The sequence below is a fragment of the Moorena sp. SIOASIH genome, assembly GCF_010671925.1.
Lineage (GTDB): Bacteria > Cyanobacteriota > Cyanobacteriia > Cyanobacteriales > Coleofasciculaceae > Moorena.
In genome coordinates, this window is record NZ_JAAHIH010000009.1 from 265,605 (window position 1) to 289,591 (window position 23,987).

At 44.0% G+C, this 23,987-nt stretch carries 21 protein-coding genes and 1 pseudogene; 14 read left to right on the plus strand and 8 right to left on the minus strand.

What is annotated here, in order from left to right:
• Nucleotides 1–47 precede the first annotated feature (47 nt).
• From F6J90_RS40640 to F6J90_RS40655, 3 genes are all read left to right on the plus strand, one after another.
• Nucleotides 48–1,349 carry a TauD/TfdA family dioxygenase gene (locus F6J90_RS40640; RefSeq protein ID WP_293107747.1) on the plus strand — a complete coding sequence of 434 codons (1,302 nt, stop codon included), beginning with the start codon at nt 48–50 and terminating at the stop codon, nt 1,347–1,349.
• 1,045 nt (nt 1,350–2,394) lie between these two features.
• Complete coding sequence (locus tag F6J90_RS40650) at nt 2,395–3,501, plus strand: peptidoglycan-binding protein (protein WP_293107750.1); 1,107 nt, start codon at nt 2,395–2,397, stop codon at nt 3,499–3,501.
• Nucleotides 3,502–3,728: 227 nt separating this feature from the next.
• Nucleotides 3,729–5,042, plus strand: coding sequence for an N-acetylmuramoyl-L-alanine amidase (locus F6J90_RS40655; protein ID WP_293107753.1), 1,314 nt, complete (start codon nt 3,729–3,731; stop codon nt 5,040–5,042).
• A gap of 75 nt (nt 5,043–5,117) precedes the next feature.
• Here F6J90_RS40655 and F6J90_RS40660 read toward each other — a convergent pair whose 3' ends face one another.
• Both F6J90_RS40660 and F6J90_RS40665 read right to left on the minus strand, forming a co-directional pair.
• On the minus strand, nt 5,118–6,728 hold the full coding sequence (locus F6J90_RS40660; protein WP_293107756.1) for a type II CAAX endopeptidase family protein: 1,611 nt from the start codon (nt 6,726–6,728) through the stop codon (nt 5,118–5,120).
• Between the two features lie 56 nt (nt 6,729–6,784).
• Nucleotides 6,785–8,079 (minus strand): annotated as a pseudogene (locus tag F6J90_RS40665) (transposase).
• A 349-nt stretch (nt 8,080–8,428) separates the two neighbouring features.
• Between F6J90_RS40665 and F6J90_RS40670 the strand changes: the two are divergent.
• From F6J90_RS40670 to F6J90_RS40680, 3 genes are all read left to right on the plus strand, one after another.
• Nucleotides 8,429–9,778: a histidine phosphatase family protein gene (locus F6J90_RS40670; protein ID WP_293107759.1), complete on the plus strand. Its 1,350-nt coding sequence runs from the start codon at nt 8,429–8,431 to the stop codon at nt 9,776–9,778.
• Between the two features lie 161 nt (nt 9,779–9,939).
• On the plus strand, nt 9,940–10,236 hold the full coding sequence (locus F6J90_RS40675; RefSeq protein WP_293107762.1) for an acylphosphatase: 297 nt from the start codon (nt 9,940–9,942) through the stop codon (nt 10,234–10,236).
• Nucleotides 10,237–10,376: 140 nt separating this feature from the next.
• Nucleotides 10,377–10,685 carry a hypothetical protein gene (locus F6J90_RS40680; RefSeq protein ID WP_293107765.1) on the plus strand — a complete coding sequence of 103 codons (309 nt, stop codon included), beginning with the start codon at nt 10,377–10,379 and terminating at the stop codon, nt 10,683–10,685.
• A 754-nt stretch (nt 10,686–11,439) separates the two neighbouring features.
• Here F6J90_RS40680 and F6J90_RS40685 read toward each other — a convergent pair.
• Nucleotides 11,440–11,850 carry a J domain-containing protein gene (locus F6J90_RS40685; protein ID WP_293107768.1) on the minus strand — a complete coding sequence of 137 codons (411 nt, stop codon included), beginning with the start codon at nt 11,848–11,850 and terminating at the stop codon, nt 11,440–11,442.
• 864 nt (nt 11,851–12,714) lie between these two features.
• Here F6J90_RS40685 and F6J90_RS40690 point away from each other — a divergent pair.
• Nucleotides 12,715–13,890 carry a pyridoxal phosphate-dependent aminotransferase gene (locus F6J90_RS40690; RefSeq protein WP_293107770.1) on the plus strand — a complete coding sequence of 392 codons (1,176 nt, stop codon included), beginning with the start codon at nt 12,715–12,717 and terminating at the stop codon, nt 13,888–13,890.
• Between the two features lie 107 nt (nt 13,891–13,997).
• Here the strand turns inward: F6J90_RS40690 and F6J90_RS40695 are convergent, their stop codons facing one another.
• Nucleotides 13,998–14,450 carry a helix-turn-helix domain-containing protein gene (locus F6J90_RS40695; protein WP_293107773.1) on the minus strand — a complete coding sequence of 151 codons (453 nt, stop codon included), beginning with the start codon at nt 14,448–14,450 and terminating at the stop codon, nt 13,998–14,000.
• Between the two features lie 332 nt (nt 14,451–14,782).
• Here F6J90_RS40695 and F6J90_RS40700 point away from each other — a divergent pair, with 332 nt between their 5' ends.
• On the plus strand, nt 14,783–15,022 hold the full coding sequence (locus F6J90_RS40700; RefSeq protein ID WP_293107776.1) for a hypothetical protein: 240 nt from the start codon (nt 14,783–14,785) through the stop codon (nt 15,020–15,022).
• 90 nt (nt 15,023–15,112) lie between these two features.
• Here F6J90_RS40700 and F6J90_RS40705 read toward each other — a convergent pair whose 3' ends face one another.
• Nucleotides 15,113–15,433: an NfeD family protein gene (locus tag F6J90_RS40705; protein ID WP_293107780.1), complete on the minus strand. Its 321-nt coding sequence runs from the start codon at nt 15,431–15,433 to the stop codon at nt 15,113–15,115.
• 378 nt (nt 15,434–15,811) lie between these two features.
• Here F6J90_RS40705 and F6J90_RS40710 point away from each other — a divergent pair, with 378 nt between their 5' ends.
• Nucleotides 15,812–17,206, plus strand: a complete 1,395-nt coding sequence (locus F6J90_RS40710) for a sugar porter family MFS transporter (RefSeq protein WP_293107783.1) — start codon at nt 15,812–15,814, stop codon at nt 17,204–17,206.
• 184 nt (nt 17,207–17,390) lie between these two features.
• Here F6J90_RS40710 and F6J90_RS40715 read toward each other — a convergent pair whose 3' ends face one another.
• Nucleotides 17,391–19,466, minus strand: a complete 2,076-nt coding sequence (locus F6J90_RS40715) for a M48 family metallopeptidase (RefSeq protein ID WP_293107786.1) — start codon at nt 19,464–19,466, stop codon at nt 17,391–17,393.
• A gap of 645 nt (nt 19,467–20,111) precedes the next feature.
• Here F6J90_RS40715 and F6J90_RS40720 point away from each other — a divergent pair.
• The 3 genes from F6J90_RS40720 to F6J90_RS40730 all read left to right on the plus strand — a co-directional run bounded on the left by F6J90_RS40720 (nt 20,112) and on the right by F6J90_RS40730 (nt 22,463).
• Entirely contained in the window at nt 20,112–20,288 is a 177-nt protein-coding gene (locus F6J90_RS40720; protein ID WP_293107789.1) for a hypothetical protein, read from the plus strand.
• Between the two features lie 271 nt (nt 20,289–20,559).
• Nucleotides 20,560–21,969: a HAMP domain-containing sensor histidine kinase gene (locus F6J90_RS40725; protein ID WP_293107792.1), complete on the plus strand. Its 1,410-nt coding sequence runs from the start codon at nt 20,560–20,562 to the stop codon at nt 21,967–21,969.
• Nucleotides 21,970–22,049: 80 nt separating this feature from the next.
• Nucleotides 22,050–22,463 (plus strand): element excision factor XisH family protein, encoded by a 414-nt coding sequence (locus tag F6J90_RS40730; RefSeq protein ID WP_293107795.1) that lies wholly within the window; start codon nt 22,050–22,052, stop codon nt 22,461–22,463.
• Between the two features lie 90 nt (nt 22,464–22,553).
• Here F6J90_RS40730 and F6J90_RS40735 read toward each other — a convergent pair whose 3' ends face one another.
• Together F6J90_RS40735 and F6J90_RS40740 are read right to left on the minus strand one after the other, a co-directional pair.
• Nucleotides 22,554–23,006, minus strand: a complete 453-nt coding sequence (locus F6J90_RS40735; protein ID WP_293107797.1) for a DNA-binding protein — start codon at nt 23,004–23,006, stop codon at nt 22,554–22,556.
• Between the two features lie 24 nt (nt 23,007–23,030).
• On the minus strand, nt 23,031–23,189 hold the full coding sequence (locus F6J90_RS40740) for a hypothetical protein (protein ID WP_293107800.1): 159 nt from the start codon (nt 23,187–23,189) through the stop codon (nt 23,031–23,033).
• Between the two features lie 52 nt (nt 23,190–23,241).
• Between F6J90_RS40740 and F6J90_RS40745 the strand changes: the two genes are divergently transcribed.
• Together F6J90_RS40745 and F6J90_RS40750 are read left to right on the plus strand one after the other, a co-directional pair.
• Complete coding sequence (locus F6J90_RS40745) at nt 23,242–23,463, plus strand: hypothetical protein (protein WP_293107803.1); 222 nt, start codon at nt 23,242–23,244, stop codon at nt 23,461–23,463.
• Nucleotides 23,464–23,572: 109 nt separating this feature from the next.
• Nucleotides 23,573–23,821: a hypothetical protein gene (locus F6J90_RS40750; protein ID WP_293107805.1), complete on the plus strand. Its 249-nt coding sequence runs from the start codon at nt 23,573–23,575 to the stop codon at nt 23,819–23,821.
• Nucleotides 23,822–23,987 lie beyond the last annotated feature (166 nt).

Consider the following 23,987-nt stretch of genomic DNA (forward strand, 5'->3'; position numbering starts at 1 on the left):
AGAAACCAAATACATAGGAGTTTGATACATAGGAGCTTTAAATTAAAATGACCACGCTACTTCGACAACTCAAACCCGCTTTTTGCATCAAATCCATAGCAACCCATGACAATGGTGTAGAGATCACTTGGAAAGATGGCCATCAAAGCTTTTACCATCATCTCTGGCTCCTAGATAGCTGTCGCTGTCCTAAATGCTTTCAGCGAGATACCTTAAGCCTCAATAGCGGACATGACCTCCTCAAAATGCCCCTAAACCCAACTCCTCAAGAGGTGACAATTGATCGTGAAGGCAATTTGGATATTGTCTGGGGTGGTCAGGAAACAGGGCATCACAGTGTATTCGATCCTTCCTGGCTACGAGTTCATTGTTACGATGACCCAGCCCTTAAACAAAAATCAAAACCTCAACTTTGGGATGCATCAGTATCTATCTCTTATTTTGATTATCATGAGGTGATGAATGATAACGAAGTTTTATTGTCCTACCTGAATCAGCTCGTCGAACTAGGGGTAGCAGTAATTGAGAATGCTCCAAATGACGAACCAAGCTTTCGGGCATTGGTGGAACGGGTGGGGCCTTTAAGGCAACGTTATCATCCCACCAATGTATTTACTATGGATAGAAAGAACGCAGTTGCTCAGGCTATCCAACATTCTTATCAATTGGGGCGTTTAAGAAATCATACAGACGTTACTGCCTACGATATTCCCACTGGAATCCAATTTCTGCAATGTACCCTCTACGACAACCCGGATAACGACAGACAAGCCTATTCTACCGTCGTTGATGGTTTCAAATTAGCAGAGGTAATCAAAACCGAAAACCCCTACTTCTTTGAGCTACTTACTACAGAATATATACCAGCAGGTCGCCGACGACTCTCTGTGGAGGAGAAACTATCGGAAAATGATTCCAGCCCCCGGAAATACGAATGGGAAGCTTACCGGCGCAATCATCTAATTAACTTGGATGAAAATGGAGAAGTGTATCAGATTCGGTATAACCACAACACCAGGATACCCCTAGAGGTTTCCTACGATAAAATTCAAGACTTATTGACAGCCTACCGAAGATTTTCCCAACTCTTACAAGATCCTGACTATAATGCCGAATTTCTACTGACTCCCGGACAGGTGTTAGTAGTTAACAACTGGCGAGTGCTCCATGGACGTACCGGTATCTGGAGTCCTTCCCTGAAACGAAGCTTGCTAGGAGCCTACTTGGAGGAAGAAACCTTCCGCTGTAGACGGCGAATTTTGCTAGGGGAGAAAACTGGGATGTCAAACCTGTGGTTAATGGGATGCTCAGACCGTGCTTTGGAAATTCTCGCAGATCGCTATGTTTGAGATCATCGAATAATCTTAATTGATGGCAAGTGAAGCGCTGTCTGTTGTTGAGAGCGCTTGCATCAGAAAATTCAAGCTATTTGTAGGGCGCACAGACGTGCGCCCTAACTATTGTAATTTTTGTTTATTATCATAAATATGTAAGTTATTACTAAATAATATGCCAGTTATTAAACTGGCACAAGCAAATAAAATTTTTGTCCCACGATTTTACTACACCTTTCCGAAGGATTGTTAAAGCAGACATAATAGGAATTAAGGGTGAGATACTGATTGCATTAACAGGGATTGGGCATGTTGACACTCCCCACAGCTATAAGCAGGGGGATTCTTGGCTCACAGAACTGACTTGCCGTGACAGGTTTACACCAACCACAGTAGAGGTCAAATCTCCCCAAGCGTTCAGATCATTGATCTAAGTTCCGGTGTGCCCCACCGTACTCAGGGTTTTTCCTAAGACTTGCCAGGCTTTCTTTAATTTCTTGCCCAATGACTTTCATAGGCCATCATATCGTTAGATTGAATTACGCAATGTGCATTCTCAAGACACATTTTTTACGTTACCTACTTATATCAAAGGGTTATCTCCAATACTGGCGTGCCTTACTATCTAATTATATACTATCGGAGCCAGTATCAGCATTCGAGATCAAAATTAGCTGACGGGGAATAAATTCCCTTCGGGCTCATCCCCATAACTATAAGTTAGGGGATGAGCCCTCAGAGCTTTCGGTAACCCAGTCATTAGCTGTTTCCTGTCGAACTAACCAAGGACATTAATATCCTCTTGACTCTAACTGTTATAAGCGGAGGATTCTGCCCAATTTTGTCAAACATTTGGCCGTAATCCCAGGCTCTAGTATTGAATATGAATATATAGTGGAAGAGTCTTGAGCTTGGTAGGGCTAACAACAGCTAGCTTGAAACGTCCTAATCACTCCTCCTAGGCAGGAGTGTACTTGAACTAACAAATACCAATCACGACTCACCAATCACGACTCACCAATCACGACTACTGCCACCATTTCATCTATGAGGGAAACTGATGGTCTTATCTTTGAAAATCGTACATGATACCTTCCTAAAACAGCAACCCGTACCCAGCCAGAAGATCGAAAATGAAGAGGATAAAGTTTGGGTCAAAAAAGGCAGGGAACTAGAGCTGCACAGCTGGGTAGACCTCAAAGAAGAGAAGTCTTACCTGCGGGTTGCTTTGACCAAAGATGAATTTAATGGCAAGAATACCTGGTACGTCTACGAACCCCATGTCGAGGTTTGGGATGACGACAAGCAGTTGTTCCCCAAGAAAATATCCATCAAGGTCAGGAATGTTACCTCCTGCTCCACAGAAGTGGTTCGGGGGCTAGACAAGCAGATTATTGATGAAATGAACCGACTGATCCCAAATGTACTAATCAGCTTTGATGATTTAGATGTGCAACTAGGTCCTGCGGTCTGGGCTATGCTCCAACCCGCTGCCAAAAGAGCCCTCGAACGTGCTATTCAAGACCGGGGCGTTCCCATGGTAGTAAATTCAGCCTATCGCACCATTGCCCAGCAATTAATACTATATAACCACTACAGAAATCGCCGTTGCGGTATTCCCATTGCTGCCCGTCCGTCTCGAAGTAATCACCAAAGTGGTCTAGCCATTGATATTTCAGATTACCTTAGCTGGCGACCTTACCTCCAGAAGTACGGCTGGCGATGGCTCGGTTGGGGGGACCCAGTTCATTTCGACTACGTAGGCAGAGGTACCCGAGACATTCGCGCCCTAGCAGTGCGGGCATTCCAGCGAGTTTGGAACCGCTATAATATCAATGACCGGATTTCCGAAGATGGTTCCTACGGACCATCAACCGAGAGACGACTAAACAATAGTTTTTCAGAAGGGTTTTCGATCTCGGTACCCTCCAAGAAAGAATCTGAGAAGTCAATACAATTTCGGGTACTGCGCCTAAGCCAACCTTACATGAAGGGAGAAGACGTGCGTGCTATTCAACAAGCCTTGGCCAAAGCAGGCTATAGTCTGGATGTGGATGGTGTCTATGGACGAGGTAGCGAGGCAGTTGTAAAGCAGTTCCAAGAACAAAACGGTTTAGATGTAGATGGAATTGTCGGACCAGCAACCCGTGCCAAGATGGGACTTTAAGCAAGCACCATTGACCCTAACCTAATGGTAATGGTCAATGGCCAAACAATCTATGATTCATTAACAAGTTCCAGAGATATTCATCATTCATCAATCATCATTGATTGTTTCTCCGTAACTGACAATTTAAATGCGAAATGCGTAAGCTATTAGCACGACTTTTTAAAGCTATCTACCGAATTATTTTCCGACCAAAAAACGGTAAACTAAGGAGAAGAAACCAACCCATGGCACGTATTATAATTTCCGCTGGTCATGACCTCAAAGACCCGGGAGTAGTGGCTTTAGGCACAACAGAATCTCGGGAAATGATACTTACCCGTAACGAAATTGTTAAAGAGCTGGAATTACGGGGAGTAGATTGTATAGTTGTTCCTGACTCTCTCAGTCTTCAAGACACGATTCGATGGATCAATGCCAATGCTGTGCCTGGTGACGTAGCCTTGGAAATCCATGGCAATGCCTTTAACGGTTCCCTGCGAGGGGCTCAAGCCTTTTACATCTATGGTAACGATGAAAGGCAGCTGGATGCTCAACTCTTACTGAATGCCTTACTCCAAGAAATTCCTGAATTTCCCAGTCGTGGCGTTAAACCAGATATCCACTCTCCACATCGGCGCGGCTTATCCTTTTGTCGTCAGGTAGCAGTCTCTTCGGTACTGATGCAGTTGTGTTTTATCGACAATCCTCAAGACCTAGACTTACTGCAAAATCAGCGGGAAAAATTTGCCAAAGGGATTGCTCAAGGGTTAATTCAATGGAGCGGTCAGACTCCAAAAACTCCTGAGTTTCCTACTATCAATATCTTTATTAAACAACAGAAGTATGACGAAAAAGGGATTTTAATTAATAGCAATGCCTTTATTCCCGTTGATTTAGTGGAAATGCTCGGGATTAGCCTAACTGATCGGGAAGATATTCGCCAAATCAGTTACGGAAATGTTGTCTATATCAAAGCGGTAGAATTACAGGACTTTAATATAGCTGCATCCTGGGAAAATCAGACAAAAACTGTAATTTTAAATCCACTTCCCCGCACCTTACTGGAAGATGCTGACCAAATTATGGGGATGGGAAATACCACTGAAAGCCAATTGAAAAGCTTTCTTGAAAAAACTAATCAAGACGGTTTAAAACAATTTCCTGACTTACCCAGACTTTACATAGAAGAAGCGGAAAATGAGGGAGTTAACCACGATGTTGCCTTCTGTCAGATGTGTGTGGAAACCGATTATTTACGCTTTGGAGGTAAGGTAAAACCTGAGCAGAATAACTTTTGTGGATTGGGTACCGTTGATGCTAGTGCTGCTGGTGCTACGTTTGCTGACCCGAAAACAGGAGTTAAAGCTCACATTCAGCACCTGAAGGCATATGCCAGTACTGATATGATTAACGATCCCCCGATAGTAGACCCTCGTTTCGACTATGTGCCCAGAGGTGTTGCTCCTTCAGTTTATGACTTAGGCAGACGTTGGAATCCAGATTTGGAGTACGGCAATCAGATTATGGTATTTATTAAACAGCTTTATGGTGTTTTTTGAAGGATGAAGCATGTCACACGTCATACTTCAGACTTAATACTTCACACTTGATACTTCAAACGTCAAACTTACTTGTTAACTACTCCCTAAAACAAATAAACTCAGAAGCGTACCACTATTCCAGAGACTATGGAGCAGCATGGGAGCTAGGAGATTACGCGATCGCGTGTAAACCACTCCCAAGACAATTCCCAATGTGGCTAGGGGTAGGACTTCTGAGAGACTCAAATGAGCGATCGCAAAAATCAGACTACTTAATGCGATCGCTCCCCAAACTGGTAGATAACGAGTCAAAGAGGGCAACAAGAACCCTCGAAAGATTATCTCCTCAAACACTGGTGCTGCCACAGCTGCTGTCAGAAAAAATATGATTAAAGCTATAGTGTCCTGTCCCTCCAAAGCTAGGGGCAACAGTGGGTTACTACCGCCGTTTCCTTGCCATAACTGTTGGTTAATCAGAGATACCACAATCACCAAGGGGAGTGCAATCAAATAGCCACCGACTCCCCAGACAATCCAGTTGCTGCGCCACTTGAACCGAAACCAATCCTCCGGCAGGGGCAAAAAGGGCTTAATGGAAAGGTACATCACTAACAAGCCACCAAATGCCATGATTAGGTAAGTTAGCAACACATAGAACGCACTCATCTGTACCGTAAAATTGGCTGGGTTAATCCCAACAATCCCTAGTGACAGCCCAATTACAAGGGGTAACAGGAGTTGACCGATGGCGAAAAACCCAAAAATCAGCACTTGCCAAATAATTTCCCCATCCCAAGCTGTTTTCCATGGGACATTATCATTCCTTGCTAGAACGGATTGCTTACCTTGAAACAACAACTGACCAACCAAGCACACTAAGATTACCAAACCCAATAGGGTATTAAATCCTGGGATGACAGCGATAACGAATAATTTGACAATTGCTTGTTCAGCCGTTTCTTGTTCTTGGGTTTGGAGTGACAATAGGTCACTTTGGCGCTGCTGCAATTGATACAGCTGACTCAACGCGCGATAGCGGAACCAATTATCTAAGTTTTGTTCAATTTTTTGCTCAGCATCTGGTAGTACCAGAGGTGGATCACTCCATAGACCCATTAATACCCTGGCAGTTTCTAATGAGCCATTAGGGTATGTCTGTGCATCCCAGGTTTGAATAGCAGCATCGGCTTTTCCTTGTTGAGCTTGGAGAATTCCAATACGCAAATCCAGCTTAGCAATCAGCTGTTCGATGTCAGACAATGACTGTTGCAATTGCTGCTGCTCGGAGGGATAGGAGTTTTGGGTCAGGGGAGTGACTGGTGATTGTGATTGCACTCCATCGTTCGGTGTGGTTATCTTCCCTATAGAAAATTTTTGGAGTTTGGTCAGGACCTTTGACTGATTGGTCTGAGCCAATTGACGGGCTGTTTCATACTGTTTTTGAGCAGATTGAAACGGCTCAGCACCAATCAAAGCATTACGAGCCGCAGTCCAATCTACCTTAAACTCCTGATTAGACTGCTCAGATGTGGCAGAATCAGAGGTTGTGTTTTTCCACTCCCAGCCATGGAGTACTAGATTGGTTTGGCGAAGTTCCAGACTAGTTTGAATCTGGGGCTGACCCCAGCTTTCTACCAGAGAAAGGCCAATTCTAGCGATCGCAAAAATCGTCAGTACAATCAAAACCAACCGTTTTATAGTCATCGAACCCCTCAACACACAAGCGTTTTGTTCATTATTGACACTCCCCACTGATAGAATCAGGGGGATTCTTGGTTCAACGAGCTGACTTGCTCAACCAGACCGGAATCAGGAAGAGTAGAGGCCAATTCTCCCCAAGCGTTAAGTAAAGTTCCCGTGTGCCCCACGGTACTCAAGGCTCTAGTTAGGATATTTTTGGCGGCATTATGGTCGCGGTCTAGCCGACACCCACACTGACAGACATGGGTTCGAGTTGATAATGACTTCTTGACCACTTCACCACATTTGGAACAATTCTGGCTTGTATAGGCAGGATTAACTGCAACAGTTATCCGACCAAACTTTTGCCCAAAATATTCCAACCATTCCCTAAACTGGTACCAACCTGCATCATTAATAGACTTAGCGAGACAGTGATTTTTAACTAAATTTTTAACCCTCAAATCTTCGTAAGCGACCAGGTCGTTAGACCGGATTACGCAACGTGCCGGAGACGAAACCTTAGAATAAAGAAGCCTTAATAACAAAGATTTAACCCTTTTATGCATAGCCGACTAACCATAAAGGCTTCTTTATTCTTACGGTAACTTCTAACCAGTCTCTTGGCATGTTCTTCACGTTGCCTACTTATTTTAAGGTGATGTCTACCTAATCTATTAATGGCCTTTTTACGGTTAGATGAGCCTTTCTTTTTGCGAGATACTCGGCGTTGATAAAACTTTAAACGTTTTTCCCCTTTTCGGTAAAATCGTGGGTTAGGTTCTGAGTATCCATCAGAGTCTGTGTAAAACTCCTTTAAGCCAACGTCCAATCCAATAGTAAACCCAGTGGCTTCTAGTTGTTCTTGGTTCTCTACTTTCACACAGAACTGGACATAATAGCCATCAGCTCTCTGGACAATCCGAACTCGTTTTATTAGCTTCTGGTCGAAGCGCCACAAGTCCCAGGTACCTTTGATATTGACTTGCCCAATGCCTTTATTATCGGTAAAGTTTATGGACTTCTTGTCTGGGGATAACTTCCATCCAGATTGCTTATATTCGACTGACCTAGAATGCTTTTTGAAACGGGGATAACCTTTCTTCCCAGGGATTTTCTTCTTGCAATTATCAAAGAAACGTTTGATAGCGCGTTCTACATTCTCAACTGATGCCTGACAAGCATGACTGTTGAGGTCTCTGACAAACTTGAATTCGTCTCTTAGTTGAGTGTTGTAACGATAGAGTTCTTTTTTCCCTGTACCACGATTGTCCATCCAGTACCGAAGTACTTTATTGCGGACAAAGCGAGCCGTTCTAATGGCTTCATTTATTGCCAACCTTTGAGGCTCTTTGAGAACAGCCTTGAACTCCATGACCAACACTCGTGTATCACCTCCTTGGGTTCTTACTTTACTTACTATAGACTACAATCATTATTTAAAAGTCCCCGAACAGTTAGGGAATAAATTCCCGTTCGGGCTAACCCCATGAATAGAATTCAGGGGCTTGCGCCCTCAGGATTTTCGGTCACTAGTTATTTGTTGCTGGTCAATGGACAACTAACCAATAACCAGTCACCAACTTTACACTGCCACTTTAGGGATGATCTAGGTAGGTTACAATTACTTTGATGATTCGGAATCATCTCAGTAGACCCAGTATGCATTTGTCACCCTAGCTGACCCGGCTGAACCACATACCTGCTCATGGAGGAATAAGAGATTGGCTACCCGCGTCGTTATTGTCCGTCACGGTCAAAGTACTTACAACACTCAGCAGATCATTCAAGGACGCAGTGATCAGTCAGTCTTGACCGACAAAGGTCGTGCTGATGCCCAAAAAGTTGGTACTGCCCTCAGTAGCCTCAGCTTTGATGCTATCTACTGCTCCCCTTTACAACGGGCAAAGCAAACCGCAGAGATTATCCTATCCTATTTGCCAGACGCTCCCCAGTTACAGCCATCAGATCAGCTGATGGAAATCGATTTACCCCTTTGGCAAAATCTGCAAAAGAACGAAGTTTTGGAAAAATTCCCAGAAGACTACCACCACTGGAAAGAACGCCCCCATGAATTTTCCATGGTCATTCCCACAGCGGTCGGGTCTAAAGAACACTTTCCCGTGCTTGAACTGTATAAACAAGCAGAGCAGTTTTGGCAAGAGGTTATCCCCCTCTATCAAGGAGGTACGATTTTAATCGTAGCCCATAATGGTATCAATCGCTGCTTAATTAGCAGTGCCATTGGGGTTTCTCCAGCTCGTTACCATAGTATCAGGCAATCCAATTGTGGCATCAATGTGCTAAATTTCACTGGTGCTTGGGGAGAAACTGTACAATTGGAATCCCTCAATCAAACCTCCCACTTGGGAGAAACCTTGCCAACAAGAGGTGCCCTTGACCAAGGGTTGCGTCTGTTGTTGGTGCGCCATGGTGAAACCGATTGGAATCGTGCGTCTCGCTTTCAGGGACAGATTGATGTACCTTTAAATGATAATGGTCGTAAACAAGGACAGCAGGCGGGTGAGTTTCTAAAAGATGTCTCCATTGATTTTGCAGTCAGTAGCCCCATGCTGCGTCCTAAGGAAACTGCTGAAATCATTCTTCAGTCTCACCCCAATGTCAATTTGCAACTTGATGATGGACTCCGGGAAATCAGTCATGGCTTATGGGAGGGCAAATTAGAGTCAGAGATTACCCAAGAGTATGGTGAATTGCTCGATCAGTGGAAAGTTGCCCCAGAAACGGTACAAATGCCAGAAGGAGAGAACTTACAGGATGTTTTGGAAAGGGCAATGCCATCCTGGAATGGGATAGTTCAATCGGCTACGGCATCTGGTTCTGGATTTCAGACTGGCTTAGTGGTGGCTCATGATGCTATCAATAAAGTAGTACTTTGTGACATTCTTGGCTTGAGTCCAGCATTAATTTGGAATATCAAGCAGGGAAATGGGGCTGTCAGTGTAATTGATTATCCCCAAGGCTTAGACAAAGCCCCAGTATTGCAAGCCATGAATATCACCACACACCTATCTGGAGGTGTATTGGATAAAACAGCCGCTGGTGCGCTGTAGCTAAACAATACGATCAATTTCCATGCTTTGGGGTAACTATGTTGAAGGTTGGTTGAAGGTTGACCGTAAGCAAAGCGTGTTACAGTCAACCTCGCCTACTTCGGACGCCTACGGCGAACAACCTTCAACATTAATTGGTGTAGTCAACAGCAAACTGCTCAATGCAAAACTCATCAACACCACACAAGCAAATCCGCACCCATGTTTTCATTTCCGGAAGAGTTCAAGGAGTTGGTTATCGCTACGCCACAATGCTTCAAGCTAAGCATCTAGGGGTGAATGGCTGGGTCAGAAATCTTCTTGATAAGCGTGTGGAAGCAGTGTTTGAAGGGAAAACCGCAGCAGTAGAAGCTATGGTTCGTTGGTGTCATACCGGACCGTTAAATGCTGTGGTTGACAATGTGGTGGTTAAGAATGAGACACCGGAAGGTTTGCAGGGATTTGAAATTACCCACTAATCGGTATAGTTGAGCTTGGTTGTCAATGCGTTCCCGTAGCGTGACCGTAGGTCAATCCCATTAACGACTAAAAATTAACATCTATTAGTCTAGAGTAGAAGATTCTAGACTAATAGATGTCAGGAATTAAGGACTTTCTTATGTCTACAGAAGATGCTCCCATCAATAGTGCTGTCTTAGTCACCATCATTGGTGAATCAGTAATTAGAGAAAGCCTTGTGAAGCTAATCAAAAGCCACGGGGCTACTGGTTATACTGTTAGTGATGTACGGGGAGAAGGTGGTCACGGCAGACGCCTAGGAGATATTCCGGGCTACAACACCAATGTTGAAATTAAGACCATCGTATCCCGGGAAGTGTCTGATGCAATTCTGCGTGGTATAGCTGAATACCGGAATCGTCACGCCTTAATTGCCTACCGACAGGATGTAGAAACGTTAAGCAATTAAAGCACCGATCAAGTTATCACAATTGACAATCCCCGTCCTGTAAGAACGGGGATTATTGGATCAACGACTCGTCTTGCGTGGGCCAGGTCGTAACCAGGAACAGTAGAGGACAAATCTCCCCGAGCGTTTAGATCATTTCAGAGCCAGGTTCCGGTGTGCCCCACCGTACCTTTTTTTTATATTAGATAGATAGGTACTTTTTTTTATCTAAATTTTTCATAGACGTTTAAGTCGTTGTCTTGATGCAAAGCGCGAGTGGGGGAAACCACGGCAGTCGCTCATGGGGGGAACCCCCAAGACCGCGCTGCCTCCCCAAGACCGCGCTGCATCGCTAGACCAAATTACGCAATATGTATCTGATACATATTTTTTACGTTGTCTACTTATTGTTAGTTAGATAGTATCTATTTAGTCTTTTAGTTTATTGTTTATATTTTCCTTATAGCACACCTATCACAAACTGTCAAGATAAAGTTTAAAGAAAAGCCGTCCTAGAAGTTACCGTAAGATAGGGTCGCCTTTATGGTTGGCAGGCTATGAGTAAAAAGGTTAAAACTTATTGATTAAGGCGACCCTATCTAAGGTTTCTTCTCCTATAAGGACGGGGCGCGATTACCCAAAATTTTTGGTAATAACCAGCTACGTGAGCTACGACACCTAAGTTGATTGTACTAAGCCCAGGCTACTAAGCGCGATTAGTCTGTTCGTGCCTGCCCAGAGGAGCTATATGCTCGTATTAACTATATACAGTAAGTTAATCTAACCAATCATCGATTTTCTGGCTGCGATAGACACGCCTAGACTTTGGACTTCCCTGATTCTGACTCCCAGTTTTACTTTCACTAGCTTCGGTGGTTACAGGATCAACTTCCCGTTTATATAAGTCTGACTTACGATATTGGTTTTTTAATGGTGATTGCTTCTGGGGTTTTGGCTGAGGGTGTCTATTTTTCCAACCGAGAGTTCTTTGTAAAGAGCGCAATTGGGCATGAGCTTCATTGATTTGTTGCAACTTGCAGTGAGCTTTCTGTTGTAGCCGGGGATTACCAGAAAAACGGTCAGGATGCCATACCCAGGTCAAATCGAGGTAGCCCTGGTGAATCTCCTCCTGTGAAGCTCCAGGCTCCAGCTCCAAGATTCTGTAGTATTTCTCTACCTCTAACATTTACAATATCCTCTTCCGACAGTGACAGGAAAATCAATTAGTAGACACAAAGAAGCCCAAACAAACTTGTCGGGGCAAATTTCGCGCTTTGATGAAAGCCCTTGAGTCAGTTCCTCACTACCAAAGTGCTGGAAAAAACTCAGGACTTTGACACTTAGAACTGACAAACTTTTATGTAAGCATTCAGCTATCAGCGGTCAGCGGTCAGCCGTTGGCCAAGGCCAACGGCCACGCTACTTGAGGTACTTAGAATAAACCTCGTTCGCTTAGCGTGCCCAATGCGCAATGCGCAAACGGGAGAATTTAATTCAGAATGCTGATAGCTGATAGCTAATAGCTGACGCCTGAATGCTTACACTTTTATAGCTACTTACTTAGTCCCAGGTTAAACACATCTTATTTTGAAATGCTTACTCGATAGGAGAGTCATACGATAAGTAATTTTGCTTATAAATTTTGCTATCTTGAGGTGCTACCCAAGGGCGATTTACTCGCCCTTGGAGGCGCGCACCTGTCTGAGTAAGGCTTCTAGAACTTAGATGCGTTTGCCCTGCTACTTAATCAAGTAAACAATAAATTTTAGTCTGAATTAATTGGCAGTAAATTGCAGCAAAAAAACACATCAATTTAAGAAATATATAGTTTCTAGTCTTTAGTTAACGTAAGTTCATGGTTTGACAGCAAACCTCTACAGCATTGATTAGCCCTGATTAAATAACAAAGGCACAAGGCTGAAAGATAAAATAAATCTTAAAAAAAGCTAAAAAAAATCTAAAATTAATTCTGAATGGCTAGCTATTATGAGATAATAGGAAGATTGTCAAGGCAATCGGATTAACAATTCCTCAGTTATTATTTTTGAGAATGAAGCTGGCATCAAGAGTTGGTCAAGTTACCCCTTCCTTAACTTTAGCCATTGCTGCTAAAGCCAAAGCCATGAAGGCAGATGGGATTGATGTTTGTAGTTTTAGCGCCGGAGAACCGGATTTTGACACTCCCGCTCATATTAAAGCAGCCAGTAAGCAAGCCCTGGATGAAGGAAAGACTAAGTATGGTCCAGCCGCTGGGGAACCGAAGCTAAGAGCTGCGATCGCAAATAAACTGCGCCATGAGAATAACCTGGATTACGATACACAAAACGTTATTGTCACCAACGGCGGTAAGCAATCCCTATTCAACTTGATGCTGGCCCTGATTGAAGTGGGAGATGAGGTGATTATTCCTGCTCCCTATTGGCTTTCCTATCCAGAAATGGTGAAGCTGGCTGGGGGCAAACCTGTGATTGTCCCTACAGATGCCACTCAAGGGTACAAAATTACACCGGCTCAGCTCCGTTCATCCATTACACCCCAAACTAAATTATTTATTCTTAACTCTCCGTCTAATCCCACCGGTATGGTTTATACTCCCGCAGAGCTAAAAGCCTTGGCGGAGGTGGTGGTAGAGCAAGATATTCTGGTGGTTTCTGACGAAATTTACGAGAAAATTCGCTACGATGGGGCTCAACACCTTAGTATTGGGGCAGTAGGCTCAGAAATATTCAAGCGCACTATCATTAGTAATGGGTTTGCTAAAGCCTTTGCCATGACCGGCTGGCGTATCGGTTATATAGCCGGTCCAGTAGAGCTAATTAAAGCAATGACCACGATTCAAAGTCACAGCACCTCTAATGTTTGTACCTTTGCTCAGTATGGTGCGATCGCAGCTTTGGAAGGTTCCCTTGACTGTGTAGAACAGATGCGCCAAGCCTTTGGCCAACGGCGACAGGTCATGTTAGAGCGCCTGACGGCCATGCCTGGACTGACTTGTCTGAAGCCAGACGCTGCTTTCTACTTATTCCCTAATATCAGTGAAACTGGTTTAACCTCTTTAGAATTCTGCGATCGCTTGCTCAGTTCCGAGCAAGTTGCTGCAATTCCTGGTATTGCCTTTGGTGCTGATGATTGTATCCGTCTGTCCTATGCTACGGATATGGCTTCCATTGAGAAGGGGATGGATCGGTTGGAAAAGTTTTTGCAACGAATCAATGCCCACGAATAAAATTCGGGCGCTTTCCATAGTTCTTTGATCACAGTTTTGTGATCAGTTGTTGCCATCCTCGACAAACTTTGATATCTGTCTTCTGCTGTGCATCTAGCAATCAGTTTTCAACCACGAGCAGAAAAACTACCACCAATAAAGTGAACATCACTGAAGGTTTCGATCCACAGACGAGCGCCACAAGGCAGTGGAGTGTCTGGCTGATATACAATCCGGCAAGGACCGAGGATTTCGACCTGGTTGCCGTATACATTGTTGCCACTTCGTTTTACTGAAATCACTGGCTTGCGCTCTTGAGGGCTTTTGTGGATATTCGAGCCAATGTGATTGCGGTTGACATTAATCTTGGCTAGAGCCGGAGGACGACTGGTACGCCATTTTCCTTTTGGTCCTCTAGTACCTTTAATGATTTGGGGCAGATTGTTGAACAGGGGAATAATCCAGAATTTTCCACTTTTATAGGCACCTCGGACGCGACCCTTCTCTAGGAGTTGGCGCAATCGGCGAGGAGAAATACCTAAAAGAGATGCCGCTTCAGTAGTACAAACGCACTTGTTCATTTCTGGATTCCAAAAACTATACCTATAAAAATATTATAATTTCAAAGCGCCCTTAGTGTCAAACGTCTACTAAACTCAGCTATTAAACTCAGCTATAAGATAGAAATTATTAACGAACACGAGTTATTTCCTAAGTCCGTTAGAAAGTTATAGCGCTACCTGCAAGGCAAGAGGCAAGAGGCAAGAGGCAAGAGGCAAAGGTGCGCTTTCCGTCGCGGAAAGCGCACCTTCGGGTCGCACCTAAAAGTTGACGTGCATTAGCTTTTCAACTTTTATCAATGTCAAACACCTTAATGCATAGTGCTATATCTTTAGGGATCGGTGTAGGAATTGTGAGAATTTTTGTTTTCTACTCCCGTCTTGATGCAGTCGCTCATGGGGGAAACCACGGCAGTCGCTCATGGGGAGGGGCAAACAGCGGTGCGGACGCAGGTTCCGCACCGCTGTTTGCCCCGTGGGAACCCCCAAGACCGCGCTGCCTCCCCAAGACCGCGCTGCATCGCTACTCCCTACTCCCTACTCCCTACTCCCTACTCCCTGTTCCCCCCTTTGCTATTACAAACTTCTACTAAACCCAGAAGCCCAATACTGACCAGCTTAGTGGACAGTATTAAGCTTCTGAAGTTAATTAGTTTGGCTTAATATGAAAATCTTATAAAGACTCAAGCCAATCGTTGAGTCCAAGTCAACAAGCGTGAGACAATCCCTCTAGCTAAGCCTTGGCTCGATTCTTGAGAATCATCGGGAAAAATATAACCCACTGGTACCACAATCAGGGTAATGCCCCGCCGACCAACAACTGTAACTGGGTCTTCAGGTTCAAGGGTGACTTGAAAATCAGAGCATACTTCTGCTGGCCAGTAAGTTGCTTTAAACTTGACTCGTCCTGGCTTATGAGGGGTAATTGTCTTTTCTACCTTGCCAGTGCCAGGCTCTGAGAATAGGTTGATCTGTTCCATGGTGGGGTTTTCAGTTGATTCCATTTGCTGCCTGCTCCCTGAGCTTTACCTTACCTTTAAACTGTACTTTCCTTCTTTAAAGCCTGGTGAGGTATCCCATGCCACTATTTAAACCTGTACACAATACTGTGGTAGTTAGGGTCTTGGCAATATTTGGCTGTAATCCTAGCTCTGTCTATTATTGGACGCTACTATACCTAAGGTGATAGGTCGTTATTTCGATAGACAGTTGCTTAACTGGCAACTTGTCCACCTAAAGAATTAGGGCAAAAAGCTTCCAGGTATGGATGAACATGGAAAATTCAAAAGCGATGCAGCGCTACTCCCTACTCCCTACTCCCTACTCCCTACTCCCTACTCCCTACCGGCTTAAGTACCTCACCCCATTGAGAACTGCTATAAATGATAAATGACAAACAACAATACCATATATCTTTTGTAATCCTGATTTCCGCAGTAGCTGCCATTGGTGGTTTTTTATTCGGTTTCGACAGTGCAGTCATCAATGGCACAATTACAGCACTGCAAAAAGCCTTTCACTCCACTAGCGTCGGGACAGGATTTTCAGTATCTTCGATGCTGCTAGGTTCTGCAGTTGGGGCTTTTTACGCTGGACAAATGGCGGATTGGTATGGCCGTAGAAAGGTGATGCTGATGACTGCTGCTTTATTTACGATCAGTGCCATTGGCTCTGGTATAGCAATCAGTACCTGGGATTTTATAGTCTATCGACTGGTGGGTGGCATTGCTGTGGGTGCCGCTAGTGTAATTAGTCCAGCTTACATTGCAGAGGTTTCTCCAGCTCACCTGCGGGGAAGGTTAGGTTCTCTGCAGCAATTGGCCATTGTTATTGGTATTTTTATTGCTTTTGTCAGCAACTACTTGATTGGTATGGCTACCGGTTCAGCAGAAGCACCACTTTGGTTTTCTATACCGGCTTGGCGCTGGATGTTCTGGATGGAGCTTATTCCAGCAACTGTTTATTGGGTGGGGGCTTGGTTAATTCCTGAATCTCCCCGCTTTTTGGTCTCTATTGGTCGATTGGCAAAAGCTGCTGCTGTTTTCGCCAAGATTGAGAGTGGTGATGTCCAAGCCAAGGTCTTGGAAATTCAGCAAACAGTTCTCAAGGAGCGCAAGCCTAAACTCTGTGATCTGATTGGTAAAAATGGTATGCTCCTTCCCATTGTCTGGGTGGGCATGGGACTATCTCTATTTCAACAGTTTGTGGGAATTAATGTAGTATTCTACTATGGTAATGTGTTATGGCAAGAGGTAGGGTTTTCAGAAGGGGATTCCCTGCTAATTAATGTTATTACTGGCGCTATTAATCTTATTACTACCCTTTTAGCGATCGCATACATCGACAAGTTTGGACGCAAACCCCTTCTGCTCCTCGGGTCTATTGGGATGACCTTGACCTTGGGAATAATGGCATTTATTTTCACTTTCGCCCACTTGGGTAGCGCTGGTGAATTGATTCTGACTCACTTTCAAGGGATTGTCGCCCTCTTAGCCGCTAACCTCTATGTGTTCTGCTTTGGCTTTTCCTGGGGACCAGTGGTCTGGGTAATGCTAGGGGAAATGTTCAACAACCGGATTCGAGGGTCTGCTCTGTCTGTTGGTGCTTCAACTCAATGGATGGCCAATTTTTTCATTACCATCACCTTCCCGATTCTCCTGACTAGGTTTGGTTTAGGTACTGCTTATGGTCTTTATACCATTGCTGCTGCTATCTCCTTTTTCTTAGTTGTTTTCGCAGTTCGGGAAACCAAAGGTAAGGAACTTGAAGAAATGTGATCGTAAGTATTCAGCTATCAGCTATCAGCTATCAGCTATCAGGGGCTTGTGGCCACCCTACTTGAGGTGATTTTAAATAAAATAAGCTGTTCACTTAGCTTGAGCCTTGGCCTATGGCCACGCTACGGGAATGGCTGACGGCTTGCTGACTGCTGTTCGCGCAGCGTGCGCGTAGCGCATATGCTTACTCCTGCTGTTTTAGCTCCTGCTCATCTTCTTGCTTTAGCTCCTGTTCTTCCTGCTGTTTTAGCTCCTGATCATCTTCTTGTTTTTCCTCCTGTTTTCCCTCCTCTTCTTCCTTCTGTTTTTCCTCATATTCTTTGAGAAGTTGAGCAACTCGCTTCTTAATCTCTAGGTGTTTTTCTACACCTTCATAAGTATAACGGTTGTAACCATTCCTGTCAATTATAGCTTCTAAATTATTAATCCGTTCTTTAGTCTCTGGGTGAGTTGAAAGCCAAGGAAATAATGGTTTTGGTCCACCTTGATCATGCAGGGTAATCATCAAATTGCGCAATCCATCTGCTGCATAGCCACTAGCCGCAAGAATTTTAGTTCCTAAATCATCAGCCTGACGTTCCATATTCCGGCTATAGTTAAGTACAATTAAATTAGCAGCAGTGCCACCATAGGGGATAAATTGGGCAATGTTAGCAGTCAAGTTACCTTGAGTGACTAACTGGAAACCGTGGGATAACACAGCATGGGATAGTTCGTGAGCCAGTAAACCAGCTAATTCCGCTTCGGACTTGGTTTTTAGGATAGCGCCAGCGTTGATAAATATTTTACCTCCCGGTAGAGCAAAAGCATTGAGTTGGTCATCCATAACTACATAAAACTCGTAGTTAAACTCATCGCGACCTGTTACCTTGGTAAGTTCATTTCCCATTTCCCGCACATACTCCAGCACTTCTTCGTCTTCTAGCATCGGTAATTGCTTTTGTGCTTGCTTAGCAATTCTTTTCCCAATGCCTGATTCTCCCTGAAGCATTAATACCGTTGACTCTATTGCTGATAGCGGACCAAAGAGATTACCAGTAAAAACATAACCTAATGTGCCAGTAATCACATTCATTATTGTATTACCGGTAATTTCATTCCGGAGATGGGAAATGTGGCGGTCTAGATGCTGATCAGCGAGCTGGAGAAACTCTTCCGATTGAGGATGCTCAGTATTAAACAGGGCAAATTCACGAGCTACCAGAGATGCTTCAAACCAATTTTCTGAGTCTGCTAGCATTCCCATGGTTACCTTGATTAATTCCGGCTCATTGGGATATAGATTTTTAGCTTGCGTTAAAACTACTAAGGCTTCATCAAGTCGCTCATAATCTTTTAGAGCTTGAGCGTAGCGTATATGACCGGGAATAAATTCTGGTTGCCGCTCTACTAAAAACTTGAGGGGAATCAGAATTTTACTTTCTAAATTCTTTTCTAACCCTGACTCATAGTTACGCCAGTACACTCCACCAGCGGGAGAGAGTTGAGCGGTGTCGTAAATTGGCTCCGGTAGTTCTTGAACTGGTTCTGGATTATCAAAAGGATTCTTGGCTTCACGATATAGTTGTTCAGCAGCAATTATATCTCCACTTAGATAAAGTCTATCGGCTTCAATCAGTTTCTGCTGTTTTGCCAGCTCTTCTGGGCTAAGTTCTTCAGCTTCTGCTTCCAGGTCTTTTTCTTTAACGTCTTCAGCAGTTGTGGTTTCTTCTTTCTCTAGCTCTGTATCCGAAGTTTCTGTATCCGAAGCCTCTGTATCCAAAGCCTCTGTATCCAAAGCCTCTGTATCCAAAGCTTCTGTATCCGAATCAGTATCTTGATCAGAAGTCTGTATATCCGAATCAGTATCTGGGGTATCTGAGTCTATTTTAGGTACAGTTGTCGTAGAAGTGTCTGTTTCTGGAAGCTCCTTATCCACTAAGATATCTGGCTGCTCGGTGTCTTCAGTGGAATTATCAGGTAATGGCACTTCTATATCTATAGGATTTATAGGTATAGGTATACCAGTATCCGAAGTTTCGGTAGGGGCATCCGTAGTCAGTGCTTCAGTCTCAGATATATGCCCTGACCTAGGAACTTCGGTATGCTCTGACATGTCAGAAACCTCAGTAGCCCCTGCATCTGAGACAGTTAGAGGTTCACTACTGTGTTGGATCGGTTCCGATTCCCGGATTTTGGGAGACTCAGCTAAGGCAGTTGAGGCTTCACCGGCCATTAGGATTCCTGACAAAATTAGCACTAAATTTCCAAAACGTTTCATAATCAAATTGTCGGTAATGAGTATAAGGACATATTGATAAAACTAGAAACTAGACTTCTGACAGAAGTAGAAAACTTCAGGTGCGACCTGTAGCGAATTTAATTCGCCAAGGTCAAGCGCACCTAAGATATCCAATCTCGGAAGGATGATGGAGACTACTTTTGGACTTTTGCAATAGATCTAATATACCCAAGCTTAGATTAAGTGATGGAGTAAGGTCATGAGCGTGTGATAGGGAAGCACCTCTTGTTCAAAAATAAATTCCGATTGGTAGATAGTATAAATATAAGTTATTTTACCGATTACCGATACACATAATTGTGCTATGTTCATCAAATGAAATAAATCCCGATAGGGATTTATATAAATCCAGTTCAACACAGTGGCTTTTTACTCAGCTGGGCGACACTTACTTTTACTAACCTTAGAATCGTCTACCCAATCATATTTTATGGGTGCATCTCAGTTTTGAAAATTTTCCGTAGGGTGCGTTAGGGGGGCCTTCATTTTTCTCCTCGTAGTCAGGGTTTGGACAGGCTGCCCCGTAACGCACCACCATGTCAAACAGTAAAAATGAGATGCACCCTATTTTATTCACTTGTTTTGGTAGTGTTATTGTAAGCATTCAGCATTCAGCCGTCAGCCTTGGCCACGCTACCCGAATGGCCACGCTGTCTTGATGCAATAGCGAGTGGGGGAAACCCCCAAGACCGCGCTGCATCGCTACTTGAGGTGCTGTCAGCTAACGTAACTCAGCATTATTCCAATGCTTACCTGTTTTCTTCAAAAGCACCTCAAGTAGCACCTCAAGTAGCGCATTAGCTGATAGCTGATAGCTGAATACTCAAGTGTTATCGGTAGTGTTTCTATTACAGTATTTATGGCTCGATAGTAATTATAGTTACCAATTACCAATTCCAAATTCCCCTAGCTTGACAATCCCCATGCTCCCGAAAAAAATATTAGTTATCCGATTCTAACTAGTCTATCAGTAATTTCTCAGATTGTTCTGTCAAACTGATAATTAGTAATATTAATATAAATATTCCTACAAAGACTGATGAAGTTCCCCAGCCGTTTGCTGGAAAAATTCTTGAATAACTCCTACCTAAAGCTTGATTTACGTTCCCTACGGGTAAGACTAACCTTAGGAATTGCCGCTGTTTCAGCCTTAGGTATGGGCAGTTTGGCAATTTGGACCAGCTGGAAAATGCAGCATATTCTGGTTTCCACTCACAAACAGAGTATTAGTTATATTGCAGAGCGCTTCCCCCAGGATGTGGAAATCTATAGCGATATGGTTACCCCGGAAACCGGGATGCAAAAGGCAATTGATAAACTCAGCAATAGTAACACCCTACTCTGGGTAAAGCATCCCAACAATGGTATTGTTGCTCAATCTGAAGCCCTAGAGGTCATGGACACTCTGACTTCTCCGGAGTATTTGTCACGGATACCGCCCATGCCGGAAATCTTGGAAGTAAACGGAAGCTACTGGGTGGTTTGCGGCACTACTTTGGAAGTTAAACAAACCAATCTCGGTAAGTTTTACATTGCCCAAGACATTACTAGTGATCAAAAGATGTTTTTGCAGCTGATCCGGAGTCTGGGGATTGCTACAGTACTTGCTATTGGAGGGATGTGTATTGCGATCGCATTCTATATTAGGCGATCGCTCCAACCACTACAGATGATGAGTCAGCTAACTGAGAGTATTTCTGCTGATGATTTGGGAGATGTGCAAATACAGCTAGATAATGCTCCTACTGAAGTTAGAGAATTGGCACAAACCTTTGACCAAATGCTTGTGCGTCTGAATGAAGCCTTAGAAAATCAACGGCAATTTGTTAGCAATGTATCCCATGAATTGCGCACTCCTTTAACCTTAGTCTCTGGCTATGTCCAAAGTACCTTACGTCGCGGTGCTAATTTGAGTCCACCTCAGCGCGAAGCCCTAGAAATTGCTTCTTCAGAAGCTGACCGCACCGTGCAAATGTTGCAGGATTTACTGGATTTGGCACGAGCGGATAGTGGCCATATACACTTCAATCTAGAATCCTTTGTCCTAGATGAGTTGGTCGAAGAGGTGGCTGAGATGGCAAGACAATATACTAAGCGAGTTATTAAGGTTGAGTGTATTAAACCTGGGATTTGGGTCAAAGCTGATATCAATCGCCTCAAACAAGTCCTACTGAATTTGATTGATAATGCCGTAAAATACTCTAGTGTCGATAAACCAGTCACTGTTAAGTTATCTCAGGTGGATGGCCGTGGCAGAATTGAGGTCTGTGATCGTGGTATTGGTATTCCTTTAAAACAACAAGCCCGTATTTTCGACCGCTTCTATCGGGTCGATGAAACTAGAACTCGCTCTACCGGTGGCGCTGGTTTGGGTCTATCCATTGTCAAGACTTTGGTCGAGGGGATGGGGGGGAGTGTCAAAGTGCGATCGCAGTTAAACAAAGGGAGTATATTTACGGTTTGCTTACCGTTAAAGTACTAGGAAATATTGCAGGGTATCATGATTTTGGTATGACTATTTTATTATCGGTAGGGTTTTGCTGAAGATGTTGCTATTTTAATATGGCAAAAGACAAATATCATGAACTAGTCAAAGCAGCGCTAGTCAAGGAAAGATGGCTGATTACGGATGACCAACTCATTGTAGAAGCTGGCAAACGTAAGATTCAAGTGGATTTGGGAGCTGAACGGTTAATTGCTGCTCAAAAAGATGGTGAAAAAATTGCTGTACAGGTAAAAAGCTTTATTGGTGTCTCAACGCTTCATGATTTTTACGAAGCTTTGGGGCAGTTTAGTTTTTATAAGTTTGCGCTTGAAAAAAAGATGCCTGAGCGAACATTATTTTTAGCGGTACCAGATGATACCTATGACGATTTTTTCAAGGAAGACTTTATTATGGAACTACTGGATCGCTATCAGGTTAAAATGCTGGTGTATCGGATAGATGAAGCAACTATTGAGCGATGGATAAAGTAGCTAAATATAAATCAATTATTCGTAAAATCACCATCGAAATCGGGAAGGTGGGTCAATCCCGTTTACACTCAAAGACTGTTGCCATAATCATTAGCGAGTGGCGGGGAAACTGCCACCAATGAAGTGAATATCACTGAAAGTTTCGATCCACAAACGAGCGCCACAATCGAGTGGATTATCCGGCTGATACACAATCTTACACGGACCAAGGATTTCGACCTCGTTGCCGTAGAGATTGGTGCCCTTTCGTTTTACTGAAATCACTGGCTTCCGGTCTTTGGGACTTTTCTTGATATTCGAGCCAATGTGATTGCGATTGACATTAATCTTAGCTAAAGCTGGGGGACGACTGGTACGCCATTTCCCCTTTGGTCCACGGGAGCCTTTGGTAATTTGTGGCAAATGGTTGAACAAAGGAATAATCCAGAATTTCCTAGTTTTATAGGCACCCCGGACGCGACCCTTCTCAAGGAGTTGCCGCAATCGTCTAGAGGAAATTCCTAATAAAGATGCCGCTTCAGTAGTACCAACACACTTGTTCATCAGTTGACTCTCCTTTAACTATTCCTATAATAATAGTATAAGGGTAAAAATAAAAATTGGCAATTTGCGGGAGTCGGGAATCGGGAATCGGGAATCGGGAATGCGATCGCATATAACATCGATCGGGAAATGCGTTCGGGTAGCTTGACCGTTCGCGTAGCCTGGCCAAAAGGCCAAGGTCAATCGTGCAGCGGCTCCAAGCTCCCATCGAGTTAATTTATAAAGTAATTTATATTTGGGGACACAGGATTGTTTCCCACTCCACTACTCCCCGCTCCCTATTCCCTATTCCCTACTCCCTACTCCCTACTCCCTACTCCCTACTCCCTACTCCCTACTCCCTACTCCCTACTCCCTACTCCCTACTCCCTACTCCCTACTCCCTACTCCCTACTCCCTAAAAAATTTGTTACAAAAGTTTTCAAAATATGTTATAATTAAAGATTATTTGTGTTAGTATAAAAATACCGTGGGCGCTAAAACGCTCCACGGTAAGAGCCAGCCGAAAGTTTCTCCAGGACCACAGGCTGGCTCTAGAACCCCAGTTAAAGGATATACCTGACATTATGTCTTACTCTCAACGCCTACACCCATGGGTGGTTGTTCGGCTCTTGCCCAAAATGCAAAGGGTGGTTGTTGGTCGCTTCCGTAACCGTTCTGATGCTGAGGGGCATTTGCAGGCTCTGAAACCACTGATGCCTGATGCTGATTTGATTATTATCTTCGATATTCGTGAGCCTATAGACGGCCAGCCTATAGATGACGAGCCTATAGACGAAGAATCTGTGCGGCTTGTTTTAGCTAAGAGCCTCTAGAAACTAGAGGGGTAAGAGCTAAGGGATTCGCGGGGACTGACCCCGAATTCTAACTACCTGATTTGGATGGCGGTGAAAACCCGACCCCATGGAGAGACATGTGACTCCTGATCTTGGCCACACCGAGCTAGGCGACATCCTAGCAGCAGTGTTGCTGGCACCAGGG

What these genes read in the sequence shown, in the direction of transcription:
- F6J90_RS40640 (WP_293107747.1), top strand. Translation starts at nt 48, where the DNA reads ATGACCACGCTACTTCGACAACTCAAACCCGCTTTTTGCATCAAATCC.
- F6J90_RS40650 (WP_293107750.1), top strand. Translation starts at nt 2,395, where the DNA reads ATGGTCTTATCTTTGAAAATCGTACATGATACCTTCCTAAAACAGCAA.
- F6J90_RS40655 (WP_293107753.1), top strand. Translation starts at nt 3,729, where the DNA reads ATGGCACGTATTATAATTTCCGCTGGTCATGACCTCAAAGACCCGGGA.
- F6J90_RS40660 (WP_293107756.1), bottom strand. Translation starts at nt 6,728, where the DNA reads ATGACTATAAAACGGTTGGTTTTGATTGTACTGACGATTTTTGCGATC.
- F6J90_RS40675 (WP_293107762.1), top strand. Translation starts at nt 9,940, where the DNA reads ATGCAAAACTCATCAACACCACACAAGCAAATCCGCACCCATGTTTTC.
- F6J90_RS40680 (WP_293107765.1), top strand. Translation starts at nt 10,377, where the DNA reads ATGTCTACAGAAGATGCTCCCATCAATAGTGCTGTCTTAGTCACCATC.
- F6J90_RS40685 (WP_293107768.1), bottom strand. Translation starts at nt 11,850, where the DNA reads ATGTTAGAGGTAGAGAAATACTACAGAATCTTGGAGCTGGAGCCTGGA.
- F6J90_RS40690 (WP_293107770.1), top strand. Translation starts at nt 12,715, where the DNA reads ATGAAGCTGGCATCAAGAGTTGGTCAAGTTACCCCTTCCTTAACTTTA.
- F6J90_RS40695 (WP_293107773.1), bottom strand. Translation starts at nt 14,450, where the DNA reads ATGAACAAGTGCGTTTGTACTACTGAAGCGGCATCTCTTTTAGGTATT.
- F6J90_RS40705 (WP_293107780.1), bottom strand. Translation starts at nt 15,433, where the DNA reads ATGGAATCAACTGAAAACCCCACCATGGAACAGATCAACCTATTCTCA.
- F6J90_RS40710 (WP_293107783.1), top strand. Translation starts at nt 15,812, where the DNA reads ATGATAAATGACAAACAACAATACCATATATCTTTTGTAATCCTGATT.
- F6J90_RS40715 (WP_293107786.1), bottom strand. Translation starts at nt 19,466, where the DNA reads ATGAAACGTTTTGGAAATTTAGTGCTAATTTTGTCAGGAATCCTAATG.
- F6J90_RS40730 (WP_293107795.1), top strand. Translation starts at nt 22,050, where the DNA reads ATGGCAAAAGACAAATATCATGAACTAGTCAAAGCAGCGCTAGTCAAG.
- F6J90_RS40735 (WP_293107797.1), bottom strand. Translation starts at nt 23,006, where the DNA reads ATGAACAAGTGTGTTGGTACTACTGAAGCGGCATCTTTATTAGGAATT.
- F6J90_RS40750 (WP_293107805.1), top strand. Translation starts at nt 23,573, where the DNA reads ATGTCTTACTCTCAACGCCTACACCCATGGGTGGTTGTTCGGCTCTTG.